The 23,441-nt window shown below is 47.9% G+C and carries 9 protein-coding genes; 4 read left to right on the top strand and 5 right to left on the bottom strand.

Features of this window, described 5'->3' with window-relative positions; translation table 11 throughout:
• Positions 1–114: 114 nt before the first annotated feature.
• Positions 115–1,473 (top strand): copper amine oxidase, encoded by a 1,359-nt coding sequence (locus tag FLK61_RS17450; protein WP_176010625.1) that lies wholly within the window; start codon positions 115–117, stop codon positions 1,471–1,473.
• A 990-nt stretch (positions 1,474–2,463) separates the two neighbouring features.
• On the opposite strand, the gene FLK61_RS17445 is transcribed toward FLK61_RS17450, so the two are convergent.
• From FLK61_RS17445 to FLK61_RS17435, 3 genes are all read right to left on the bottom strand, one after another.
• Entirely contained in the window at positions 2,464–3,792 is a 1,329-nt protein-coding gene (locus tag FLK61_RS17445; RefSeq protein ID WP_249777630.1) for a TrkH family potassium uptake protein, read from the bottom strand.
• Position 3,793: 1 nt separating this feature from the next.
• Positions 3,794–4,462: a potassium channel family protein gene (locus FLK61_RS17440; RefSeq protein WP_176011292.1), complete on the bottom strand. Its 669-nt coding sequence runs from the start codon at positions 4,460–4,462 to the stop codon at positions 3,794–3,796.
• Between the two features lie 1,014 nt (positions 4,463–5,476).
• Positions 5,477–7,006 (bottom strand): WG repeat-containing protein, encoded by a 1,530-nt coding sequence (locus tag FLK61_RS17435; RefSeq protein WP_176010624.1) that lies wholly within the window; start codon positions 7,004–7,006, stop codon positions 5,477–5,479.
• Positions 7,007–8,104: 1,098 nt separating this feature from the next.
• Between FLK61_RS17435 and FLK61_RS17430 the strand changes: the two genes are divergently transcribed.
• A complete protein-coding gene (locus FLK61_RS17430; RefSeq protein WP_176010623.1) occupies positions 8,105–11,761 on the top strand; it encodes a pullulanase in 3,657 nt (1,218 codons plus the stop codon).
• 1,010 nt (positions 11,762–12,771) lie between these two features.
• On the opposite strand, the gene FLK61_RS17425 is transcribed toward FLK61_RS17430, so the two are convergent.
• Positions 12,772–15,879 carry an S-layer homology domain-containing protein gene (locus FLK61_RS17425; protein WP_176010622.1) on the bottom strand — a complete coding sequence of 1,036 codons (3,108 nt, stop codon included), beginning with the start codon at positions 15,877–15,879 and terminating at the stop codon, positions 12,772–12,774.
• Between the two features lie 1,088 nt (positions 15,880–16,967).
• On the opposite strand from FLK61_RS17425, the gene FLK61_RS17420 reads away from it, so the two are divergent.
• Positions 16,968–18,335: a serine hydrolase domain-containing protein gene (locus FLK61_RS17420; protein WP_176010621.1), complete on the top strand. Its 1,368-nt coding sequence runs from the start codon at positions 16,968–16,970 to the stop codon at positions 18,333–18,335.
• Between the two features lie 999 nt (positions 18,336–19,334).
• On the opposite strand, the gene FLK61_RS17415 is transcribed toward FLK61_RS17420, so the two are convergent.
• Positions 19,335–20,213, bottom strand: a complete 879-nt coding sequence (locus FLK61_RS17415) for an SDR family oxidoreductase (RefSeq protein WP_176010620.1) — start codon at positions 20,211–20,213, stop codon at positions 19,335–19,337.
• A 1,102-nt stretch (positions 20,214–21,315) separates the two neighbouring features.
• On the opposite strand from FLK61_RS17415, the gene FLK61_RS17410 reads away from it, so the two are divergent.
• Positions 21,316–22,656 carry a serine hydrolase domain-containing protein gene (locus FLK61_RS17410; RefSeq protein ID WP_176010619.1) on the top strand — a complete coding sequence of 447 codons (1,341 nt, stop codon included), beginning with the start codon at positions 21,316–21,318 and terminating at the stop codon, positions 22,654–22,656.
• Positions 22,657–23,441 lie beyond the last annotated feature (785 nt).

The following is a 23,441-nucleotide window of genomic DNA, read 5'->3' as shown; positions in this document are numbered from 1 at the left end:
TCAACTTTCACAAAATAATATTTATTTCTACAAAAAAGTGATCCGCTTTCATGATCGTAACGTTATCTAGGGTAAGACCAAGCAATTAATTAACCTAAAAGGGGAGATTTACACATGAAAATGTCTAAGAAAAGTCCGATTGCAGTACTGTTAGGAATTTCATTACTTATGCCAACAGCGGCACTAGCGCACGATCATTCCACTGATTCTGGGGACCACGGCGGGGCGATAGAGTCGAGCGTTTCGACGCCTGCAGCTGAGCTACGTATCACACTTGATACGGCGCTCACAGAGCACGCATTCCTCGCGATCGAAGCCATGCGCAAAGGCGCTGACGGCGCAGCAGATTTTGATCAAGCGGCTGGCGCATTACTCGCAAACTCCGATGATATCGCTGCGGCAGTATCTTCAGTCTATGGGGAGGAAAATGGAGCGGCATTCCTTGAAATCTGGAATTCTCACATTACGTACTTCGTTGATTATGTAGTAGCTACTGGTGAAGGTAACCAAGAAGGTATCGACCAAGCATTAGCAGAGTTAGAAGAGTACAAGGTTGAACAGGCAGCGTTCTTTGCAACTGCTACAGAAGACCGTTTACCACAGCCGGCACTTGAAGAAGGGTTAATGATGCACATCGATGACCTTTTAGAAGTGTTTGATGCATACGTAGCCGGTGACTTTGAAACGGCTTATACAGGAGAAAGAGAAGCAATTCACCACATGAGCATGTTCGCAGAACAGCTTTCTGTAGCAATTGCTGATCAATTCCCAGACGTGTTTGAAGGGACAAACCCTGACACACCAGCGGTTGATCTCCGTGCAGACTTAAACTACATTTTCACCGAGCATGCAGGCTTAGCAGCTATGGCAATGCAGGATGGAATCGACGGAGCGGACAGCTTTGATGCATCAGCAGGCGCACTATTTGCGAACTCTGACGACTTAACGGCTGCAGTAGCATCTGTCTACGGCGACGAAGCTGGAGATGCATTCCTTGATATTTGGAACTCTCACATCGGCTACTTTGTTGATTATGTAGTTGCAACTGGTGGAGATGATGAAGCAGGACAAGAGCAAGCGCTAGCAGACCTTGACGAGTATATCGTTGAGCAAGCAGCATTCCTAGACGCAGCAACAGAAGGTCGCGTCCCAGCTGAAGCATTAGAAGAAGGCTTAACAGCGCACGTTGGTCAGCTTGTTACAGCATTTGATGCTTATGTGGAAGGCGACTACGAAACAGCGTACACAAACATCCGCGAAGCTTATGCACACATGACAATGCCAGCTGAAGCACTATCAGCAGCAATCGTTGACCAGTTCCCTGAGCTATTCACTGGTGCTGAAATGCCAGAAGAAATGCCTCGTACTGGTTTAGGTGGCTCGCAAACACTACCATACGCTTGGATCGCACTAGGACTACTACTAGCAGCAGCTGGTACAATCATGATCACGCGTACTCGTAAAGAACAATAAGTATAATAGTAGAAAAGCCACGTGTGCTCCTTGCGCACGTGGATTTTTTTGGTTTTATGGAGGTTGAAGTCAAGGTCAAGTGCGGTCACCTCCGGTGCCCCTGCGCTCTGGGGCGTCTTTCCTGAGGCGCTAGTTCAACTATGTCAGCCGCCCAGGGGTCGTCTAACAGGATTTTCACCTACGCGAGTTCCCCTCTAGGAGTCCGCCCCATCGCTACGGGGCACCTACGGTTACGGTGGATAACGTGACTGGCAACCCTCTTTTTATTGGGGGAGGTCAAGAGCAAGGTCAAAACCTCAACTAAATCTCTGAAGCTAGCATCTTTGTAAGTTGGAAAGGAAAGTTGTTTTGTTCGTTTGGGGAAGAGGTGACTTCAGGTTGAGAAGGCTTTAGTAAAGAGATGAGTTGCCGAAGTGCTTGCTGTAAAAGCAAAAGTGCCTGATGACATGCACTAAATAGGAGCGTGTGCATTCTTGACCCGTGGGCGTCCATTTCTATGGTGTAGACGTGCATTTAAGGTAGCGTGGTGTGCATTTCACCTTCGCAGATATGCATTAATTATGAACGCGTGCATTCCGCAACCGTAGGCGTGCATTTCCATGATGAAGATGTGCATTTGAGGTTACATAGTGTGCATTTTAAACCGATTCATCCGCATTACTGATTTAACAGCAAATCTTTGGTTTTATTCATCATGATTTTTCAATAAAAAAGCGAGGCATGCTCTAACGCCTCGTAATGAAACAAATAGAGGGGGAGAGTTAGCCTCACTTATATGACCGTTACCGCAGGTGACCCGAAGCGGCGTTTGCGTAACTATCCGTGGTAGCCCTTCCGCGCAACGAAAATCCTTTCTGTCGGCCATTGGTTTGGCCGACAGAAATAGTTGAGTAAGCAACCACAGATAGTAGCAAACGCCGCGAAGGGGAACCGGAGGTTCCGCACTTTACCTTGAACTTAGTCACTTGACCTTGACCTAAATCTCTCAACCTACCCCGTAAACACATCCTCTTTCGGGTAGCGCACGTTTTTATGGCTTGCCTTAGCGAGAGCGAATGCAATACTTACTGGACCGAGGCGCCCTAAAAACATCAGCCACATCAACACCATTTTGCCTGTATCGGTTAAGGAATCCGTGATGCCCATCGATAGGCCGACGGTCCCAAAAGCAGAGAACGCTTCAAACACGATGGTCAAATACGGCGCGGTTTCCACCATAGACAGCACGAAGATGCTCACAAACACGACGCTCAAGCTTATGACGACGATTGCGAGCGCGCGGATGACAATGTCGGCTTTGATGGCGCGGCTGAAGGCGACGGATTCGCGAGCCCCGCGCAGATAGGTTACGACGGCAAGGACGATGACGACGAAGGTGGTCACCTTGATCCCGCCACCGGTCGACGCGCTACCTGCGCCGATGAACATCAAAAGGAGCATGAAGGTAATCGTCGCAGGCTCCATCGCGCCGAAGTCGAGTGTGTTAAAGCCGGCTGTACGTGGCGTCACGGCCTGAAAGTACGTTGCCCAAAACTGCTCCCCCCAAGTCAGCGCGCCGAGTGTCGCTGGATTGCCGCGCTCAAGCAGGAAGAACATAAGCATCGCCACGACGTTGATCGCAAGCGTGCCGACGAGCATAATCTTGGAATGAAGCGCGAGCCGCTTCATGTGCTTCGTTTTAACAAGATCGTACACAACCGTGAATCCGAGACCACCTGTGATAAACAGGATCGTGATGATCAAATTCACGACAGGATCCCCAATATAACGCGTCAGGCTGTCCGACCAGAGCGAAAATCCCGCGTTATTAAACGCCGAGATCGCATGGAAGAGGCTCTGGAACAACCCTTCTGCGAGCCCATATTCTGGCACCCACCGTAGAGCTAAGATAAACGTCGCGAACAACTCCATCGAGAACGAAAAGATGAGCAGCACCTTCACGAGCCGAATGATCCCCCCAAGCGACGGCTGGTTGAACGACTGCTGGATCAAGAGTCTTTCGCGTAAGCCAAGCCTCTTGCCGAGCGCCAGGACGATCAGCACCGCAAACGACATCAAGCCAAGCCCCCCGAGCTTGATCAGCGCCATGATCACCACCTGCCCGAAGCGCGTAAACACCGTCCCCGTGTCCACGACCACAAGTCCCGTCACAGTCGTAGCCGACGTCGCCGTAAACAACGCGTCGATATAGCGCACCGGCTCCGTGCTCGCGATCGGCAGCCACAGGAGCACCGAGCCGACCAAGATCGCCAAGCCAAATACGACGGCGAGAAACTGGGGTGGATTGAGCTTATCAAAACGAGCAAAAATATTGTACACGCTACATACCTTCTTCTTCGAAGCGAGCTAGGTCCTTTTTATGACCCATCACAACAAGCAGCTCACCTTCTTTAATTTTGTCTTCAGGTGCTGGTGAAATGTTCATCCCTTTCTCGTTACGGTACGCTAGAACGGTAATGCTATAAGCGGCTCGAAGATCGAGCTCGGCTAAAGACTTCCCATGTAACTTGTCAGAAGCAAGCAGTTCAATAATACTGTATTCATCGGATAGGTCGATGAAGTCAACGATTCTCTCTGACGACATGTTGTGCGCAATACGAATCCCCATATCAAACTCGGGATGCACAACAAGGTCGGCGCCAATTTTATCAAGCACCTTTTGGTGATACGCATTCTGGGCCTTCGCCCATACTTTCTCAATGCCGAGATCCTTTAGAACAAGCGTGGTTAAGATACTCGCCTGAATATTGTCGCCGATTGCCACAACGACGTGGTCAAAGTTGTTGATCCCACTGTTTCGTAGTACGCCTTCGTCGGTACTGTCCGCCTGCACGGCGTGCGTACAATATGGGGCAAACTCTTGCACCTTTTCTTCCTCTTTATCGATTGCGAGCACTTCGTGCCCAAGCGCATGCAACTCTTTGCAGATACTGCCGCCGAAGCGGCCAAGGCCGATCACGGCGAACTGTTTCTTTTTGGAGTTTTTCATTTTTGGTTTCATCGTAAGTTTCATATTGAGGTCCTCATTTCAAATAATGTTGCTGAAATGAACATACTCCTGTTGGGAGGGAGTGTCAATAGGCGGTTGGCTTTGTGGTGGGGGAGGTCAAGATCAAGGTCAAGTGCGGTCACCTCCGGCGCCCCTGCGGTTACGGTGGTTGAGGTGATTGGCAACCTTTTTTTATGGGGAAGGATAAGGTCAAGATCAAGAGCATGGTCAAAACCTCCATCGAATCTTTGGAGGTAGCTTCTTTGTAGGTTGGAAAGGAAAGTTGTTTTGTTCGATTGGGGAAGTGTAGACACTAGGTCGAAAAGGCTTTAATAAAGGGATAAGTTGCCGAAGTGCTTGCTGTAAAAGCAAAAGTGCCTGATGACATGCACTAAATAGGAGCGTGTGCATTTCTTACTCATGGGCGTGCATTTACATGGTGTAGACGTGCAATTAAGGTGTCGTGGTGTGCATTTCACCTTTGTAGGTATGCCATTAATTATGAGCGTGTGCATTCCTGACCCGTGTACGTGCATTTACACGGTGTAGACGTGCAATTAAGGTATCGTGGTATGCATTTCAGCTTCGTAGGTATGCATTAATTATGAACGCGTGCATTTCACACCTGTGGACGTGCATTTACATGATGAAGATGTGCATTTGAGGTTACACAGTGTGCATTTCAAACAGATTCATCCGCATTACTGATTTAACAGCAAATCTATGGTCTTATTCACCATGATTTTTCAATTAAAAAAAGCGAGGCACGCCCTCACGCCTCGTCCGTCATCAAACAAATGGGGGAGAGCTAACCTCACTTATATGACCGTTACCGCAGGTGACCCGAAGCGGCGTTTGCGTAACGATCCGTGGTAGCCCTTCCGCGCAACGAAAATCCTTTTGACCGGCCATTGGTTTGGCCGGACAAAATAGTTGAGTAAGCAACCACAGATAGTAGCAAACGCCGCGAAGGGGAACCGGAGGTTCCGCACTTGACCTTAATCCCTAATCACTTTACCGTCTCCGCCTATTCACACGCCACGCCACAAACACAATAAGCCCAACTGACACTAAAAGCGGCAACGCCACGTCAATCACCGTCCGCTTCGCTCCCTCCTCAGAAGACGTTGCCGCAATCGGCAACAATGTTTCTAAAAGAGGATTCTCGATATAGCCCCAACGATCCTCGATCATCACAGCCGCGATATCCTCAGAGAACGGCATACGCGCATCAGCCGCAGTAGCCTCACTCGAGCGCGCAATAGCCTCCACCTCGAATGGGAAAACCACCTCGCCAAACTCGTTAATCAGACCAATCCGCTGCTCCATATCCAAAGCGACAGAAACACCGTCCGAGAAGCCAGATAGCGACATAAACGGAAGCAGCTCGACCGAATCAGATTCAGGACTATACATCCACACGCGACTAGGCTCCACAATAAAAATAGCCCCGTCCTCTGTGATACGAACCTCCATAATATACGAAGCATCAAGCTCAGGCTCAAGCTCCGTCACATTCATGACAAGCTCACCCTGCGCATTCACAAGTAAAAACTCCTCGCCTTGCACAACGCCTAATAATCCACGCTGGAACGTCGAGGCACCACCAGTACTCACAATACGATCGTAAGCCGCATCATGCACAGGCTCGCCAGAACCATCAATTAACCACTGCTCAGAGCCACAGTAGACAACCATCACCTCGTCCTCTACCGTCACCTGATCGCAGCGACCATCCACATTTACCTCTAGCAACCGTTGCCCCTCCGTGTTGTAGGCCACAATCACATCATCCTCAAACACCGGAATCACGCCGTTCCGAGGGATCCCCGCTAGCGATACGTCGTCCATCACAAGCTCCCGCTCTACAAACACATCCGCTGCGCCATCCTCCTCAAAGCCAACCGCAAATCCGCTCCACTCGCCGTAAAGCATCGCATACTCAAATGGAATCAGCTCGTTGCCTTCTCTGTCTATTGCTCCCCATGATTCTTCTTCAGAAACCGCAAAAAACTCCTCATTAAAAGCAGCAAACTGCCCACTTCTGTTCAATACATCATACTCTTCCTTCGAAAAGACGCGACTGTACCCCTGATGTAGTGCCGCGCCGTCTTCGCTTGGCGCCAGCAGCACCGGCTCGCCGACTTCGTCGATAAAAGTAAGCAATCCGTCGCCTTCCTCATCAACAGCCGCAAGGCCTCGGAAAAACGTACTCGCTGTTTCAAACGTCGGCGGTACGACCTCATTTCCGGCAGTATCTATATACCCGAACCCCGATGAGGTTTCCACCAAAGCAAGCCCTTCAGAAAACGGCTCGACCTCGTCATATGGTAGCTCGGCTAAAATCTGGTTGTTGCGGTCGATGAGCTGCCAGTTGCCGTTTAATTCAACGGCTGCGACGTCCTCATAGAAGGGCTGAACGCTGTCATACTGGGGCTCGATCATATATGGTGTTTCATTCGTTTCGTTGTTTTCGTTCGCAAGTGTGGGCGTTGCGAGCATGCTCATGGCAGCGCCGAGTAAAATAAGAATGCGAGTTTTCATCTTGCGGACTCCTTTCAAAAACGTGCAAATTTGTCTGCTTTTAGCATACCATATTTTTGTGTTGCTAAGTGCCAACTAGTTTAGTTCAAATACACCTACCTTAGCTCTCCGAGCTATATTACTTAAGTGCCAACTAGTTTTAAGAGCAGCCCTTCGGGCTAGATTGATAAAGTACTAACTAGTATTACGTGCAAGAGCATTAGCTCTTCGAGCTAAATTGATGAAGTGCCAACTAGTTTCACACTGCTCTCCGAGCTGTCAGCCCTGCGGACACTCTACGACATCCATAGGGCCGGTCTTTGAGCTTCCTCGTCGGCAGGAGTCGACTGTCGTCTCCTCCTAAGCGCCTCCTGTGGGATCTCAAAAACCTCTTCCCCCTATGGATTGTCTCCGAATGTCCTCCGGGTCTGCCACCTCTACGTGCAGGTGAAAAGAGGGGCGTTTACCAAATAGGTTTAGGTTTTTATAGCACGGCAGTTGAGCAATTGGATTTAATGAACCGTATGAGAAAAGAATGAACCGTATACGAGATTTATGTACCGTATAAAGAAAGAATGAACCGTACGCAAAATAAATGAACTTCGAAGCATTTAATGGAACTGTTTCATCTTTAAAAGCTAGGCAACGATCTTTAGCCTAGTAAATAAATTAAAAAAGGGTTAATAGAATTTAAGAACCGTTACCCTTCGGTCCTCCGAAGCGAAGGCTGACGTCTCCTAGAGGGGCCCTTTCGCGCAGCGAAAATCCTTTCTGTTGGCCATTGGTTTGGCCGACAGAAATAGTTGAGCAAGCCCCTCAGGAAAGCGGCAGCCGGAAGCGCAGGAGGACCGAAGGTCTGATCTTGATCTTCATTATGTAAAAACTTCTCCCATTAGGTCCAATACCATAAGTGACCAATTACCTCTTGCTTTCTAATCAGTATTCTTTTACCATTAACTATAAGAAAGCGCTTGCATATTAATATTCTATCAGCACTTCATACAAATTGCATTTTTTATACCTATTAATGCAAACGATTGCGCAAGCAAGCAAGCAAGCAAGCAAGCAAGCAAGCAAGCAAGCAAGCGCTGACTACTACAACAGGGAGGGTTTATACGTATGAAATCTACTTGGAAGAGGCGTTCGTCGATGTTTCTAGCCGGAGTCATGGGGCTTAGTTTGTTCCCAGCGGCGGCAATTGGACAAAGTGACGTGAACACGCAGGACACGGAGGCACCGGAGGACGGACATTTACGCGTCCACTACGATGCAGGAGATACGACGGTATCGACGCTTGGCGTTTGGTATTGGAATGGCGCGAAGACGCCAACGGATCAGCTATTTGATTGGCCAGGGGAGGCGCGATTCTCTACTGATCGGATGACATCCTTTGGACCGTATTATGACATTGAACTAGCCGATGGCGCAGAGCGACTTGATATGCTCGTCAACAATAATCGAGGCGATAATTTGACGGGTGATGTCGCAGTCAACATTATTTCCCCGGAAATGAACGAAATTTGGATGAGTGCAGATGGTACATACACGCTGGCAGAACCAGTAGAGTTAGACGATAATACCGTACGAATTCACTATAGCCGTGAGGATGCCAACTACGATAATTGGGCAGTGTGGAGCTGGGGAGACGTGGCGACACCGTCTGAAGATGTTAATGGATGGCCAGATGGAGCGACTGATTTTGAAGAAGTAGGTCGATATGGTGCGTACGTAGATATTGAACTACAAGAGGATGCGGAAGAAATCAACTTCCTATTTCTAAACAAAGCAACAGGCGATCAGTCAGGGGATATGAGCTTCTCGGAGCTACAAAACTCCAACCAAATTTTCACACGTGACACAGAGGATATGGCTTACAACAATCCATACTTTGCGTCGCTCGAAGGCATGAGTCATGCAGAAGTTCTCTCGACGGAAAAGATCGAAGTAAGCTTTACCGGCACGGATTCGCTAGACGCGGAGACGCTCCAAGAAGAAATTACGGTAACGGATCGCGAAGGGAATGAGGTCGCGTTAACAAATGTCACGATCGACAGCGATTCAGCGGTCACGCTTTACGGTGGCTTTGACCTTGACGCAGCGCCATTTACGATTGAATATAATGGACGCACCGTTCAAGCACTTGTCGGCTGGCGTTTAAAGGATGAGCTATTTAGCTATGATGGAGAGCTTGGACCAGAGCTACACGCAGACGGTACCGCGACGTTAAAGCTATGGTCACCGAGCGCGGACAATGTTACTGTGACGCTTTACAATAAAGACGATCAGTACGATATCGTCGCAGAAGACGTCGAGATGACGCGCTCCGATCGAGGCGTGTGGGAAACGACGCTTACAGCGGCAACGACTGACGTTGCGGATCACACTGGCTATTACTACCACTACATGATTGAGCGCGATGGCGAGATTGTCGAAGGACTTGATCCATATGCGCCATCGATGGCGACGTGGGATAGTGTGAATGGCGATGAGCACGTTGGGAAAGCAGCAATCGTCGATATCTCTTCAATCGGACCAGAGCTTGATTTTGCAGAGATTGACGGATTTGAGAAGCGGGAGGACGCGATTATTTATGAGCTGCACGTTCGCGATTTCACATCAGATCCATCAATTGAGGATGAGCTTGAGAGCGAGTTCGGCACGTTCAACGCGTTCGCAGAGCGCCTAGATTATATCGAGGACCTCGGTGTGACGCACGTGCAGCTTCTACCTGTGATGAGCTATTTCTTCGCAGATGAGTACAACGCACGTGAGCGCATGCTCGAGTATGCATCAACGCAGACAAACTATAACTGGGGCTATGACCCACACAGCTATTTCTCCCTATCAGGAATGTACACAACAGATCCTGATGATGCGGAAAAGCGGATTGAAGAGTTTAAGCAATTAATTGATGAGATTCATGAACGTGGGATGGGCGTCATCTTAGACGTAGTCTATAACCACACAGCTCGTGAACATATTTTCGAAGATTTAGAGCCAAACTACTACCACTTTATGGACGCAGATGGCACGTCACGCATCAGCTTTGGTGGTGGACGATTAGGTACGACACACGAGATGTCACGACGTATTTTAGTAGACTCCATTATGCATTGGGTCGAAGAATATAAAGTCGACGGCTTCCGTTTTGACATGATGGGCGATCATGATGCAGAGTCGATTCAAATTGCGTATGACACAGCAAAAGCAGCAAATCCAAACATCGTCATGATTGGCGAAGGCTGGGTCACGTACGTTGGGGATGAAAACTACCCAGACGTGCAACCAGCAGACCAGCAGTGGATGCAGGATACAGAAAGCGTCGGATCCTTCTCAGACGATTTCCGTAACGAACTAAAATCAGGCTTCGGTAGTGAAGGCGAGCCACGCTTTATTACAGGTGGCGCTCGTAGTATTGAACGCATTTACAACAACGTAACAGCAAATCCAGACAACTTTACAGCAACAAATCCAGGAGACGTCGTGCCATACATCGCAGCACATGATAACTTAACGCTACACGATGTCATTGCACAATCGATTCAAAAGGATCCAAAGGATCACCAAGAAGAGATCCATCAGCGTATCCGATTAGGGAACGCGATGGTGTTAACGTCTCAAGGAACAGCCTTCTTGCATGCAGGTCAGGAATTTGGACGCACCAAGCAGTTCCGTCATCCAGACTTCCAAGGACCAGTTGCGGAAGGAATGGAGCCTTACAAATCAACATTTATGACAGATGAAGACGGCAATCCATTTGAGTATCCATACTTTATTCACGACTCGTATGATTCCTCGGACGCCGTTAACAAATTCGATTGGGACAAAGCAACAAATGCAGAAGCTAACCCAATTAACGGACTTACTCGTGAGATGACAGCCGGTATGATCGAGCTTCGTCGCTCAACCGATGCGTTCCGTCACGCGACGATGGACGATATCGACGAGAACGTGATGATGATTGATGCACCAGAGATCCAGGACGAGGATCTTGTGATCGGCTACCGCGCGGTTGATTCTAGTGGTTCGGAGGCGTACCATGTCTTTATCAATGCCGACAGTGATGCGCGCACGCTCTCTTTGCCTGTTGATCTTACAGGTGGCGATGTTATTGCGGACGCAGATGAAGCGGGCGTAAACGCGGTTAGCCAAGAGAATGGGTTTGAGCTTACGGCTACGGACATCACGATTGATCCACTCACATTTGTGATTGTGCGTACGGATGCGTTTGACTGGCCGGCGGGCGAGGCGGCACCGTCGTTTAGCGACTACGATTCGACTGAGCGCTACTACGGCGAGATGCGCGATCTTGTGCAGGCTGGTGTGCTTCAGGGCTATCCGAATGGCACGTTCCGTCCGTACCAAGATGTGACGCGTCTGGAGGCTGGCTTGCTGCTGGCTCGTCAGTTAGAGCTTGCTTTGGACGAAAATGTGGAGGTACCGTTCTCTGATATTGCGGATGACTTCAAGTATGCGTCTGAGCTTGCTGCTCTAGCGGATGCGGATGTCTTTTTAGGGGATGAGCATCAGCGTTTCCTTCCTTCTAATGGGTTAACACGTGGGGAGGCTGCGGCTATTCTTGTTCGTGGTTTTGGACTGAGTGAGTCGGCACCGTCTGTGCCTTTCACAGACATCGCGGGTCATCAGTTTGAAGAGGAGATTGGTATTTTGTACGGAGAAGAAATCACGATCGGTGCAACAGAAACGACGTTTGCACCAGATGCGACGCTAACGCGTCTGGAGCTTACGCTCATGTTGCATCGTTTACTTCAGTAATATTTCGGGCCCCTTCAGCTAGCGCTGGAGGGGCTTTTTGGTTGCTTAAGTGCCAACTATCTTTACGTGCAGCCCTTCGGGCTAGGTTGATGAAGTGCTAACTTGTTTCACGCTGCTCTCCGAGCTGTCAGCCCTGCGGACACTCTACGACATCCATTGACCGTGTGGGCTTCGCGGTCTAAAAAGCATTACAAAAAGGTTGCGGTTTGTAGCAAGCTTTTTGAGCTAGCCTTGCTCTTAGAAAACAGTGGGTGTTTTTCCCGCTGGTTTCAGGCTAGCGGTTGATGCTTAGCTATAAAGGAAGGTGTTCACACTCCGAGCTGTCAGCCCTGCGGACACTCTACGACATCCATAGGGCCGGTCTTTGAGCTTCCTCGTCGGCAGGGTGCGGCTGCCGCCTTACCCTAAGCGCCTCCTGTGGGATCTCAAAGACCTCTTTCCCCTATGGATTGTCTCCGAATGTCCTCCGGGTCTGCCAGCTCTGTGAGCAGGTGAAAGAGGGGCGTCCACCAAATAGAATTAGGTTTTTATAGCACGGCAGTTGAGCAATTGGATTTTATGAACCGTATATGAGATTTATGTACCGTATGGAGAGAGAATGAACCGTATACGAGATTTATGTACCGTATGAAGAGAGAACGTACCGCACACAAGATTTATGAACCGTATGCAACTAAAATGAACGTCGAAGCATTCAATAGACCTGTTTCATCTTTAAAAACTAGGCAAGGCTCTTTCGCCTAGTAAATAAATTAGAAAGGGTGAGTAGAAGTTAAGAACTGTTACCCTTCGGTCCTCCGAAGCGAAGGCTGGCGTCTCCTAGAGGGGAACTTACGTGCAGCGAAAATCCTTTCGAACGGCCATTTGTTTGGCCGATCGAAATAGTTGAGCAAGCCCCTCAGGAAAGTGCCAGCCGGGAGCGCAGGAGGACCGAAGGTCCGCACTTGACCTTGACCTTCAATCTTCAAAACCCAACCCAAAAAAAGAGGCCCACTAGGGACCTCTTCATACTACTCAACAACAATCGTTTCTCCGCCACCTTCACGAGGAAGGAAAGAGTGGTCACGTGATGCTTCTTCTACCTCTTCGAACGCCCAGTGCGTCGCTGGGACGTCTGGCCAGCTTGGTGTAGTTACACCGTAAAGTGGTCCGCGTTCAAAGGTGCGATTTAGCATGGTAACAGCCTCGGCGCGAGTAATGTTCGCGCGTGGTCGGAACGTTCCATCACTGTATCCTTGGATGATGCCTAGTTCTTGAATCGCCGCAATATCGCCAGCGCCCCAATAACCAGATACATCAGTGAAACTCGATTTTCCTCCACCTACGCCTTTATAGCGAGCAATCACGGCCGCTAGCTCGCCTCGAGTGATCGGCTCATTTGGGCGGAAGGTGTCGTCGCTGTAGCCTCCAAAAATGCCTTCAGCCTTAAGGAATCCGACTGATCCAGACGCCCAATGCGTCGCAGGGACGTCGGTGAAACCGCTTGTGCCTGGTGCATCCTCAAATCCAAGATTACGAGCGAGCATCGCCGCAACCTGCACACGCGTGATGTTTGCGCTCGGACGGAAGGAGCCGTCGTCAAAGCCTCGGATATAGCTCTCGTGGAAACCAGGTTCAACTGGCGTGACAGGATCCTCTAACAGTTCCACATTTAAAACAGTGAACGTGGAGAATTTTTCTGTTGTAAAGCGGATGTAAGTTTGACCATCTCGATCAAACACTTCGACATCCTTTAATTCCTTCGTGCCGTCACTGTGCTCAATAAACATTTTAAGTGTGCGAGTTCCGTCAGTTGGCACATCGCCTGTTGGGACAGGGAATTCAAGCTCGACGAGGCGTTCCTGCATGTTCGTCTCAATCGTCATTGGACGACCGACAACGAATAAACTATCAGGAGACCCCACGTTTTCTGTCACAAGATCATCGGATTTAGCGCGATTCTCGACTGTGAGCTTGCCTTCATCATCCTTCACGGGACGGAAAAGGAAGAAGAGATCTTCGTCGAAATCAAGTAGGGAGCTATTTGAGACAATGACGCGTCCGTCGTTTGTTGCGATTTCTAAGCTAAAGTCAGCGTCTGCAAATTGCGCAAGGATCGCTCGAGAGATGTTGACACGTGCATTTGCTACTTCATCATCAGCATCCGGGAGCACAATACGCACCGTCGTACGGTCGGCTTCTCGTAAACGTTGGATCAACTGAGTCGCTTGTTGATTCGTCATCGTAACCGTGTCACTAAACGTCCCATTGCCGTTTGCGACGCGATTAATTGGAATCTGCACAGAAGGCGTTCCATCCGCACCACCGTCAGCCGGAACCGTTGGGCCTACTGGAGGCGCTGGTGGTGTAGGGTTGCTAATTGGCGCAAGCTCGTATGCTCCGCGATCGATCGTGTTATTGCGGATGCGGTCGTTATTAAGTATATCTCTTTTATTTGGTGCAAATATGTTGTTCCCAGTATCTCTTGCTTGAGCAAATGTAGAGATTGTTCTATGAGGTTCTAAACCTGTGTTCTCAAAAGGAATAGTGGCTACATAAGTATTCGTATCATTTATTCCCAAAGAATAAACATGATGACCATATAAAAATATGTTGTTTTCTGCACGATCAAAAGTGTTGTAGGAAGCGTAATCGTTAAAAATTGAGTTGAAGGCTTCTACATCCGTTTCAGAGTAATGACCATACAAATCTATCGTGTCATAGAAAGAACTAGCAACGGTTGTATTTAAAAACACAGTTTTTGATGGAAGATAGATATCGCTTATGGTAATTTCGTTATTATCTAAAGAGCTAGCCCAGTAATAAGATTTCTTGGCTTTAATTACAACATTCGAAAATGTTAAAAATCCGTTGTTGTCTATTGCTTTATTTGGTAGCGGAGCAGATGTGAAAACGTCAGTAAGGTGGAAATAATCCATACCAAACTCCATTAGCTTTAAGTTCTCTAAACGAATTTGTGCACCATTTCTTACTGTAAGAGGAGCATTCCAATTGTAGTTATTATTATAGTCATAATCATAAACAATGGAATTTCCATTAATAGTTGCACCTTTCCCATCTATGTGCACATTTTTATTGATTTCTAAAGGTGCAGTTAGATTAACTGTGTTGACATCATTAGCAAACGTAATTCTGTCTCCATTTTTAGCATTATCAATTGCGGCGCGAAGTGAATCGGGTCCATGATCATTTCCATTCGCAACAGTATGATTGACAGATGCTACTTCATAGCCAGCAATAATTTTGTCTGAGCCTGTTAATGAAGGAATATCTAGTATTTCGTTCACTACTTTATAAGGAGCTTCTCCTATGATTTCTTGCCACTGGTAGTCAGGTCCATTGTCTTTAAATAATCGCACAGTTCTGTTTTCTGAATCAGGCGGAGAAAGTGCAATGTCTGAGATACTATCGACTTTTACGCGTGCGCTGAATTCAAATGTTTCCTCTGAATTCGTTTCTATATTAAATGTGTAAGGAAAAACACCGTTTAGATTGCTAATAGGTTTGATAAGTGTTGGATACTTTAGGTTACGTTTAATAGCAAGTGTGTTACCTTCTAGCTTATTAATTTCTTCTTTAGAGACTTTAACGATCGAAGTAGCACCTTGTGAATAGAAAAACTGGTCAGCAGGTTCGTTAGGAATAGTGACTATGAATGGAGAGTCATTTTCCATCCCATTTGAAGTTCTAATAATGAATCGAGCTGGTTCATCAGAAATGTATTTATCCTCCGCATAAGGTTTATATGCGTAGATAGTTAAGTAATAAGTATTATCGTCACTAGTGGAATAATTATAATCTTCAAAGTGACTAGTTCCAACTAAGTCAATGTAATCTTCATGATCACTTGTTAATCTTGGTGTAATATCATCTTTATCAAGCGGCTGAGCGAATGATCCTTGGCTCACATTCACTAAGAAATTTAAGTCCGTATCAGTTGGATCAGCACTTGTTTCAATAAAGAATTCTAAGTCATTATTAAATTGTAATTCAATGTCTGTCACCTTCGGAATATTCGTCGGGCCTCCATTCGCACTAACCGTCGTACCTAAAACTAAAACTGCCAGCAAGCCTACCATCATTACTAAGAGTAATCGAGCTGTACTCTTCCCTTGCATAACACCATCTCCTATCAATAATAGTCTCATCATCTACTGCATTGGACAGAAAATATGGATACTTCGTTCGCTAAAATGAACAAAACACCCCCTCCAAAACTCACAATATTTTGCAAAATCATACCATGTAAAATATTGATTAAATATAGACTTTCCACCTATTTGAAAGAATGATAAGACTAGTTTATTAGTATTTATTATCATTAAATTCCTTAAAAAAGATATTATTAAGAATAAAGTTCGACATTTTTAGCGATCTACTTACAAATATACCTAGTAAGTGACTTCTTACATTCTATCTATTTTAGAGTAGCTCTACTTGCTAGGTTAGGTTAACCAATTGCCAATTAGTTTTAAGCAACTCTCCGAGCCGTCAGCCCTGCGGACACTCTACAACATCCATAGGGCCGGTCTTTGAGCTTCCTCGTCGGCAGGACTCGACTGCGTCTCCTTCTAAGCGCCTCCTGTGGGATCTCAAAGACCTCTTTCCCCTATGGATTGTCTCCGAATGTCCTCCGGGTCTGCCAGCTCTGCGTGCAGGTGAAAGAAGAGCGTTTACCAAAAAGATTTGGGTTTTTATAGCACGGAAGTTGAGCAATTGGACTTTATGAACCGTATGAGAAAAAAATGAACCGTATAGGAGATTTATGTACGGTATGAAGAAGGAATGAACCGCATACGAGATTTATGAACCGTATGCAAAATTAATGGACGTTGAAGCATGTAATGGAACTGTTTCATCTCTAAAAGCTAGGCAACGTTCTGTCGCCTAGTAAATAAACTAAAAAAGGGTTAGTGGAATTTAAGAACCGTTACCCTTCGGTCCTCCGAAGCGAAGGCTGGCGTCTCCTAGAGGGGCACTTCCGCGCAGCGAAAATCCTTTCTGACGGCCATTGGTTTGGCCGTCAGAAATAGTTGAGCAAGCCCCTCAGGAAAGCGCCAGCCGGGAGCGCAGGAGGACCGAAGGTCCGCACTTGAACTAGACCTTGACCTTGACCTTGACCTTGACCTTGACCTTGACCTTGACCTCCAACCAAAACAATGTCATAATTTGTTAAATGAACGTCAACCGACAGGAGAGGGACAATTTGACCAACCACCGCCAAAAACGGCTTACTATAGCAACAATCTGCCTTAGCTTTATTCTAACCCTACTACTCATCACACCGACCGCATCAGCAAAAACCGTCTACCTGCAAGAAAAAGCCCTCAAATTTGACGTCCAGCCAGTCGTACAAAACAGCACAACCTTCGTCGAATTAAGAGGACTTTGTACAGCGCTCGGACGCAGTGTCTCATGGGATTCCTCAACGAAAAAAACGACCTGCGAGGCCGAGGGAAGCTCGTTTAGCTATATCTCAGGCGCGACTACATACGAATTAAATAAACAAACGGTTTCTTTCTCCACACGGCCGCGCGTGATAAACGGCCGCACGATGCTTGGGCTTCGTGAGGTTTCTCGCGTATTCGGAAGAGATGTGCACTACCTCTCTGAAACGGGTGATATTATCCTTTACAAAGATGGTCTGACGGACAATCAGAAGGCGTCGCTCATCGATAGTCAGGTGAAGAAGCTTGCGGATGCGCGCAAATTTAATGGTTCGGTCGCTGTGCAGCGGCGCGGTGATCTGCTGATGTCTGGTGGCTACGGCATCGCGAACGCATACCACTCGATCGGGAACAAAACGCATACGCCGTTTGCGATTGCGTCGATTACGAAGGGGATCACGGGGATTGCGGTGATGCAGCTCGTGGAGGATGGCAAGATTAATTTGAACGACAAGGTCAGCAAGTACTTGCTGAGTGTTCCAAACGCTGGTCGGATGACTGTGCGTCAGCTACTTACGCACACGGCTGGGCTTCCATGGGAGGCGCCGAACTATCGCGCGGTCTCAAGTCTCATTTACACCCCGGGCAACAGCCAGCGCTACAGCAACGTCGGCTATCAGCTCCTAGGCGATATCATCGCGCAGGCGTCTGGCATGTCCTACGGTCAGTATGTGCGCGAGAATATTTTTGAGCCCGCTAAGATGTCCGGTGCCGGCTTTGACATTAATATCGTCAACCCGTCGATCCGAGCGTTCGGCTACGAATACACCAATGGTCGTTATGTGAGAAAAACTCGTAACTATGCCGCACGTGGTGCGTCAGGCAGTATCTACGCGACGGTTATCGACCTAGCACGACTAGATCAGGCGCTTCGTGACGATACGCTTTTGTCTAGGAGCACGTATAACACGATGGTCGGTCGTCACGCAGGTGATTGGGGCTTCGGCTGGCAGGCATACCATGCGCCAGACGGGCGAGTAACACAGCTAGAAGGTTCTACTGATGGCTATCGTACTTACATTCGCCGCCATGAGGGACGTACCTTTGCGATCATCGTTCTGGCGAACGACGAGCGGTCGAAGCCTGCTGTGGTGGGGAGTCTGATTGAGAGTATTATTCGTCTCTAACATAGACCCTTAGGTCAAGAGCAGCCCTTCGGGCTGATTAATAAAGAGCTAACTAGTTTAGTTCAAGTGCGTAAGCTCTTCGAGCTTCAATTGCTTAAATGCCAAATAGTTTAAATCTGCACTTCGAGCTGTCAGCCCTGCGGACACTCTACGACATCCATAGACCGTGTGGTCTTCACGGTCAGAAAAGCATCACAAAAAGATTGCGTTCTTTGCGAGCTTTTTGAGTTAGCCTTGAAGTTAGAAAGCAGTGGGTGATTTTCCCGTTGATTTCAGGCTAACGGTTGATGCTTAACGTTAAAGGAACGTGACTTACTCCAAGCCGTCAGCCCTGCGGACACTCTACGACATCCATAGGGCCGGTCTTTGAGCTTCCTCGTCGGCAGGGTGCGGCTGCCGCCTTACCCTAAACGCCTCCTGTGGGATCTCAAAAACCTCTTTCCCCTATGGATTGTCTCCGAATGTCCTACGGGTCTGCCAGCTCTGCGTTTGATTTAAAAAGTGCATAAGGTAAGAGCCTTCTTTCTTCGTGGAAGAGGCTCTTTTCTTGTGGTTTTTAAGACCTTTGATGGCTGGATCTTTAGTAATTTCGGGTTTATGTACCGTATAGAAGATTTATGTACCGTATTTAGAAAGAATGTACCGTGTGAGAAATAAATGTACGGTACTAAGCTTTTATGTACCGTATACAAATTTTATGTACCGTGAGCAGATGGAGCACGTTTATCTGCTTATTAAAGGTCTGAAAAGAAGAAGCTAGGCAAGGAACTTTCGCCTAGTAACACCCATAAAAAAGGGTAACGGCGTCATATAAACACCGTTACCCTTTGGTTCTCCGGAGCGGAGGCTGGCGTCTCCTAGAGGACCCTTACGCGAAGTGAAAATTCTTTCAGCCGGCCGCTGGACGGCTGAAATAGTTGAACAAGCCCCTCAGGAAAGCGCCAGCCGGGAGCGCAGGAGGACCGAAGGTCCGTACTTGAACTCCATTATCTCAAACTGTTACCCATTCACAATCGTACCACCGTTAACATGCAACACCTGACCCGACACATAAGACGAATCCTTCGACGCCAAGTACACGTACGTCGGCGCTAGCTCCGCCGGCTGTGCTGGACGACCACTTGGGTTATCCGTACCGAACTCTTTTACTTTATCCTCTGGGAAAGAAGCCGGAATCAGCGGCGTCCAAATCGGACCTGGTGCGACCGCGTTCACTCTTATTCCCTGGGAAATAATATTTTCTGACAGCGAACGCGTGAATGACACAATCGCACCATTCGTCGCCGCATAGTCCATCAGCACCGGCATACCCTTGTAGGCCGTCACCGACGCCGTATTGATCACCGTGCTACCCTCGCCGAAGTGCGGCATCGCGGCCTTCGTCAAGTGGAAGAACGAGAACACATTCGTCTGGAACGTCCGCTCCATCTGCTCCTTCGAAATATCCTCAATCTTCTCCTGGTAGTGCTGCTCAGCCGCGTTGTTGACGAGACAGTCCAACCCGCCAAGCTCGTCCACCGTCTGCCTGACAGCGTCCTGGCAGAACGACTCGTCGCCAATATCTCCTGCTATGAGTAAACAACGTGAACCGTATTGTTCAACTGCCTTCTTCGTTTCCTGCGCATCCTCATGCTCCTCAAGATAGACGATGGAAAGCTTGGCGCCTTCTTTTGCAAAGGCTATCGCAGCGGCTCGACCAATACCACTGTCGCCCCCAGTAATTAAAGCCACCTTATCCTGGAGCTTCCCACTACCTTTATAGTCGGGATCATCATAAATAGGCTGCGGATCCATTTTATGCTCGTCACCTGGTTGACGACTTTGCTCTTGACCTGGCTGACCATCTGTTTGACGTTCGTTGAAATCAGATTGACTCATGATATATCGCTCCTTCAGAATAGTTTATTGTGATTTGTCACGTACTGTGGGTATAGCCAATAGCTTCCACCTCTAAACATCACTAAAGAAGAAAGACACAAGTACCTACTTCATGAGTTACGTAGACATGCAAAACGACGTGCTATGTACAGAAATAAAGGCAGAAAGTGCTAGCTAATTTAAATCAGCTCTTCGAGCTGTCAGCCCTCCGAACATTCTGCGACATCCATAGGGTCGCCGTCTAAGCCTACTCGTCAGGCAAAGGCAGCCTTCCTGCGTGGTCTCAGCCACCTCCTAGTCCTATGGATTGTCTCCGAATGTTCTCCGGGTCTGCCAGCTCGAAGAGGGAGTGTTTATAAAGTTAAATACTTAAATTCCCTCATCATATATTGCTGATTTGAAAGTAATGTTCCGGATCTCGTGAATATGTTCCTTAACTAACTTTCATGTTCCGCATTTCAGAGTTATGGGCTTCGTTCTCTAATTTCACTGAGTTATGTGCCTTATTTGCTTTTTATGTTCCTAATTCCAGAGTTATGCTCCCCATTTATAAGTTATGGACCTGATCCCAAACCTCTATGGAACCAAGGGCAATCACAGCAAAGCCCTTCATTAACCTTGCTCTAATATGGTTTATCTTAAAAGTTAGTTGCTCCTATAGCCAATCCGTTACGAAAGCAAAGGAAGGCAGCGAAGGGCCTGCTACTCTAAATAAAAAAGTGGAAGTGTTACATACTATCAATTAAAACCGCCTTCGGTCCTCCGAAGCGAAGGCTGGCGTCTCCTAGAGGGGCACTTCCGCGCAGCGAAAATCCTTTCGAACGGCCATTGGTTTGGCCGATCGAAATAGTTGAGCTAGCCCCTCAGGAAAGTGCCAGCCGAGAGCGTAGGAGGACCGAAGGTCCGTTCTTGACCTTGCCCTTGCACTTCATCACTTGACCTTAACTCTCCTCAAAAAGTCCCGCTTCGTTACAGTTTGGTTACATTCCCATTACTTGTTCAAAAGTCCCTAGTGTTAGACAGAAAATGAGACTATAATAAAAACCGTGTTCAAAAATCTGGAATAAACCTTAAAAGAATGTGGTTAGAAATGAGGGAAAGAATGAAACGGAAGTACATACTACTTACAGCACTACTTGCCCTACTAGTGGCATTTCAGTTGCCAACACAAGCTGACGCAAAAGGCGTCTTCGTAAATGATGGACAAGCAACCTTTGATATTGACCCAATTCTACAAAACAACACAAACTTTATTGAATTACGCGGATTGTGTCATGCAATCGGTTACCAAATTGGTTGGGACCAAAGCACTCGTACAGCGTCTTGTAATGGACCAACAGGCACCTTTAGCTTCTCTTTTTTAGACAATTATTACGTATTTAATGGGAATCGAGTCAACTTCGCGAATAACCCACGTAACATTCAGGGGCGCTCGATGATATCCCTCCGCGAGGTTTCTCAAGTATTCGGATTCCGTGTGCACTGGGTGCAGCAGACCGGCGATATTTTCCTCCTAGAGCCTGGGATCTCAGATGCGTCGAGAGGGAAATTGGTAGACGCGTTTTTGACAAATTTGGCGCGTCAAAATAAATTTAGTGGCTCGTTAGCAGTCCAGAAGCAAGGACAAAAGATCGTGTCCAACGGTTATGGAATGGCAAATGTTGGCGCAGGCATCCGCAATACGGCTGATACGCCATTTGCGATTGCGTCGATCACGAAGGGCTTCACGGGCATTGCGATGATGCAACTGCAGGCTGATGGTAAGTTAATGCTATCCGACTTCCTATCAGACTATGTGCCAAACGCACCGTTTGCGGACCGCATTCGCCTGTCGCACCTGTTAACGCACACGGCAGGCTACCCGTGGGAGCCACAAAGCGTGCGCGCGCTCCTATATGAGCCAGGCACGGACCAGCGATACAGCAACATCGGGTACCAGCTTTTAGGCGAGGTCATTGAGGCTGCGTCAGGCATGTCTTACGGCGAGTATGTGACAGAAAAGATTATGAAGCCTGCGGGCATGACGAGAGCAGGATTTGATATCAACACTCTCTCTGCCAGAGAGCGCGCAAACGGCTACGCGTTTGTAAACGGTTCTTACGCGCCACGCAACCGTGATTTCGCAGCACGTGGAGCATCAGGCTCCTTATATGCATCAGCAGAGGATCTATTAAAGCTTGATACAGCAATGAAGAACAATAGGTTACTCACAACATGGGCATATAACCATATGCTAACGCGCCACGCAGGTAGCTGGGGCTACGGTTGGCAGGTGTACAACTCTGCCAACGGACGAGTGAGCCAGCTGGAAGGCTCAACAACAGGCTACCGCTCCTTCATCAAGCGCAACGACGGCATGAATTACACCGTCATCCTGCTAGCAAACGACGAAACAGTGAACACATCGTTCATCGGAACAACAATTGAAAGCATCATCAGATAACGTAGGCCGCTCCATCCATAGGATGGGGCGGTTTTTTTCTGTTGGAGTGCTTGTGAATGAAGAGCCAGCTGTTAAGTGCGAGGCAGATCGGGTTATTCGCGTGGTTGAAGGTCAAACTCGCGCGATGGAGGTTTAATTCCGCGCAGTTAGGCCTTAGATGTGCGCGATTAAATTGAGCGTACGCAATCAAGCCGAAGATTCGCGCGGTTGAAGGTCAAACTCGCGCAATGGAAGTGGAAACCTGCGCAGTTAGGCCTTCGATATACGCGATTAATTTTGGTTTACGCAATCAAGCCGGAGATTCGCGCGGTTGAAGGTCAAACTCACGCAATGGAGGTAGAAATCTGCGCAGTCGGGTCTTCAACTTGCGCGATTAAATTAGGTTTACGCAATCAAGGCGGAGATTCGCGCGGTTGAAGGTCAAACTCGCGCGATGGAGGTGGAAATCTGCGCAGTTAGGCCTTCGATATGCGCGATTAAATTAGGTTTACGCAATCAAGGCGGAGATTCACGCGGTTGAAGGTCCAACTCACGCAATGGAAGTGGAAACCTGCGCAGTTAGGCCTTCGATATACGCGATTAGATTGAACTTACGCAATCACGCCGAAGATTCGCGCGGTTGAAGCACAAACTCGCGCAGTGAAAGAGAAAATCTGCGCAGTTGAATCATCCCCACCCTTTCTCTTCCATATTTCTACTAACTTCGACAAAACTCACCGTGCACAAAGATACAAGTATCTTGGTAAATTGTCAAAAACACACACTTTATCACAAAAAATTCAAAA

The organism is Paenalkalicoccus suaedae, assembly GCF_006965545.2.
Lineage (GTDB): Bacteria > Bacillota > Bacilli > Bacillales > Salisediminibacteriaceae > Paenalkalicoccus > Paenalkalicoccus suaedae.
Note: the sequence above shows the minus strand (reverse complement) of the source record. Positions and strands in the feature narration are given on the sequence as shown.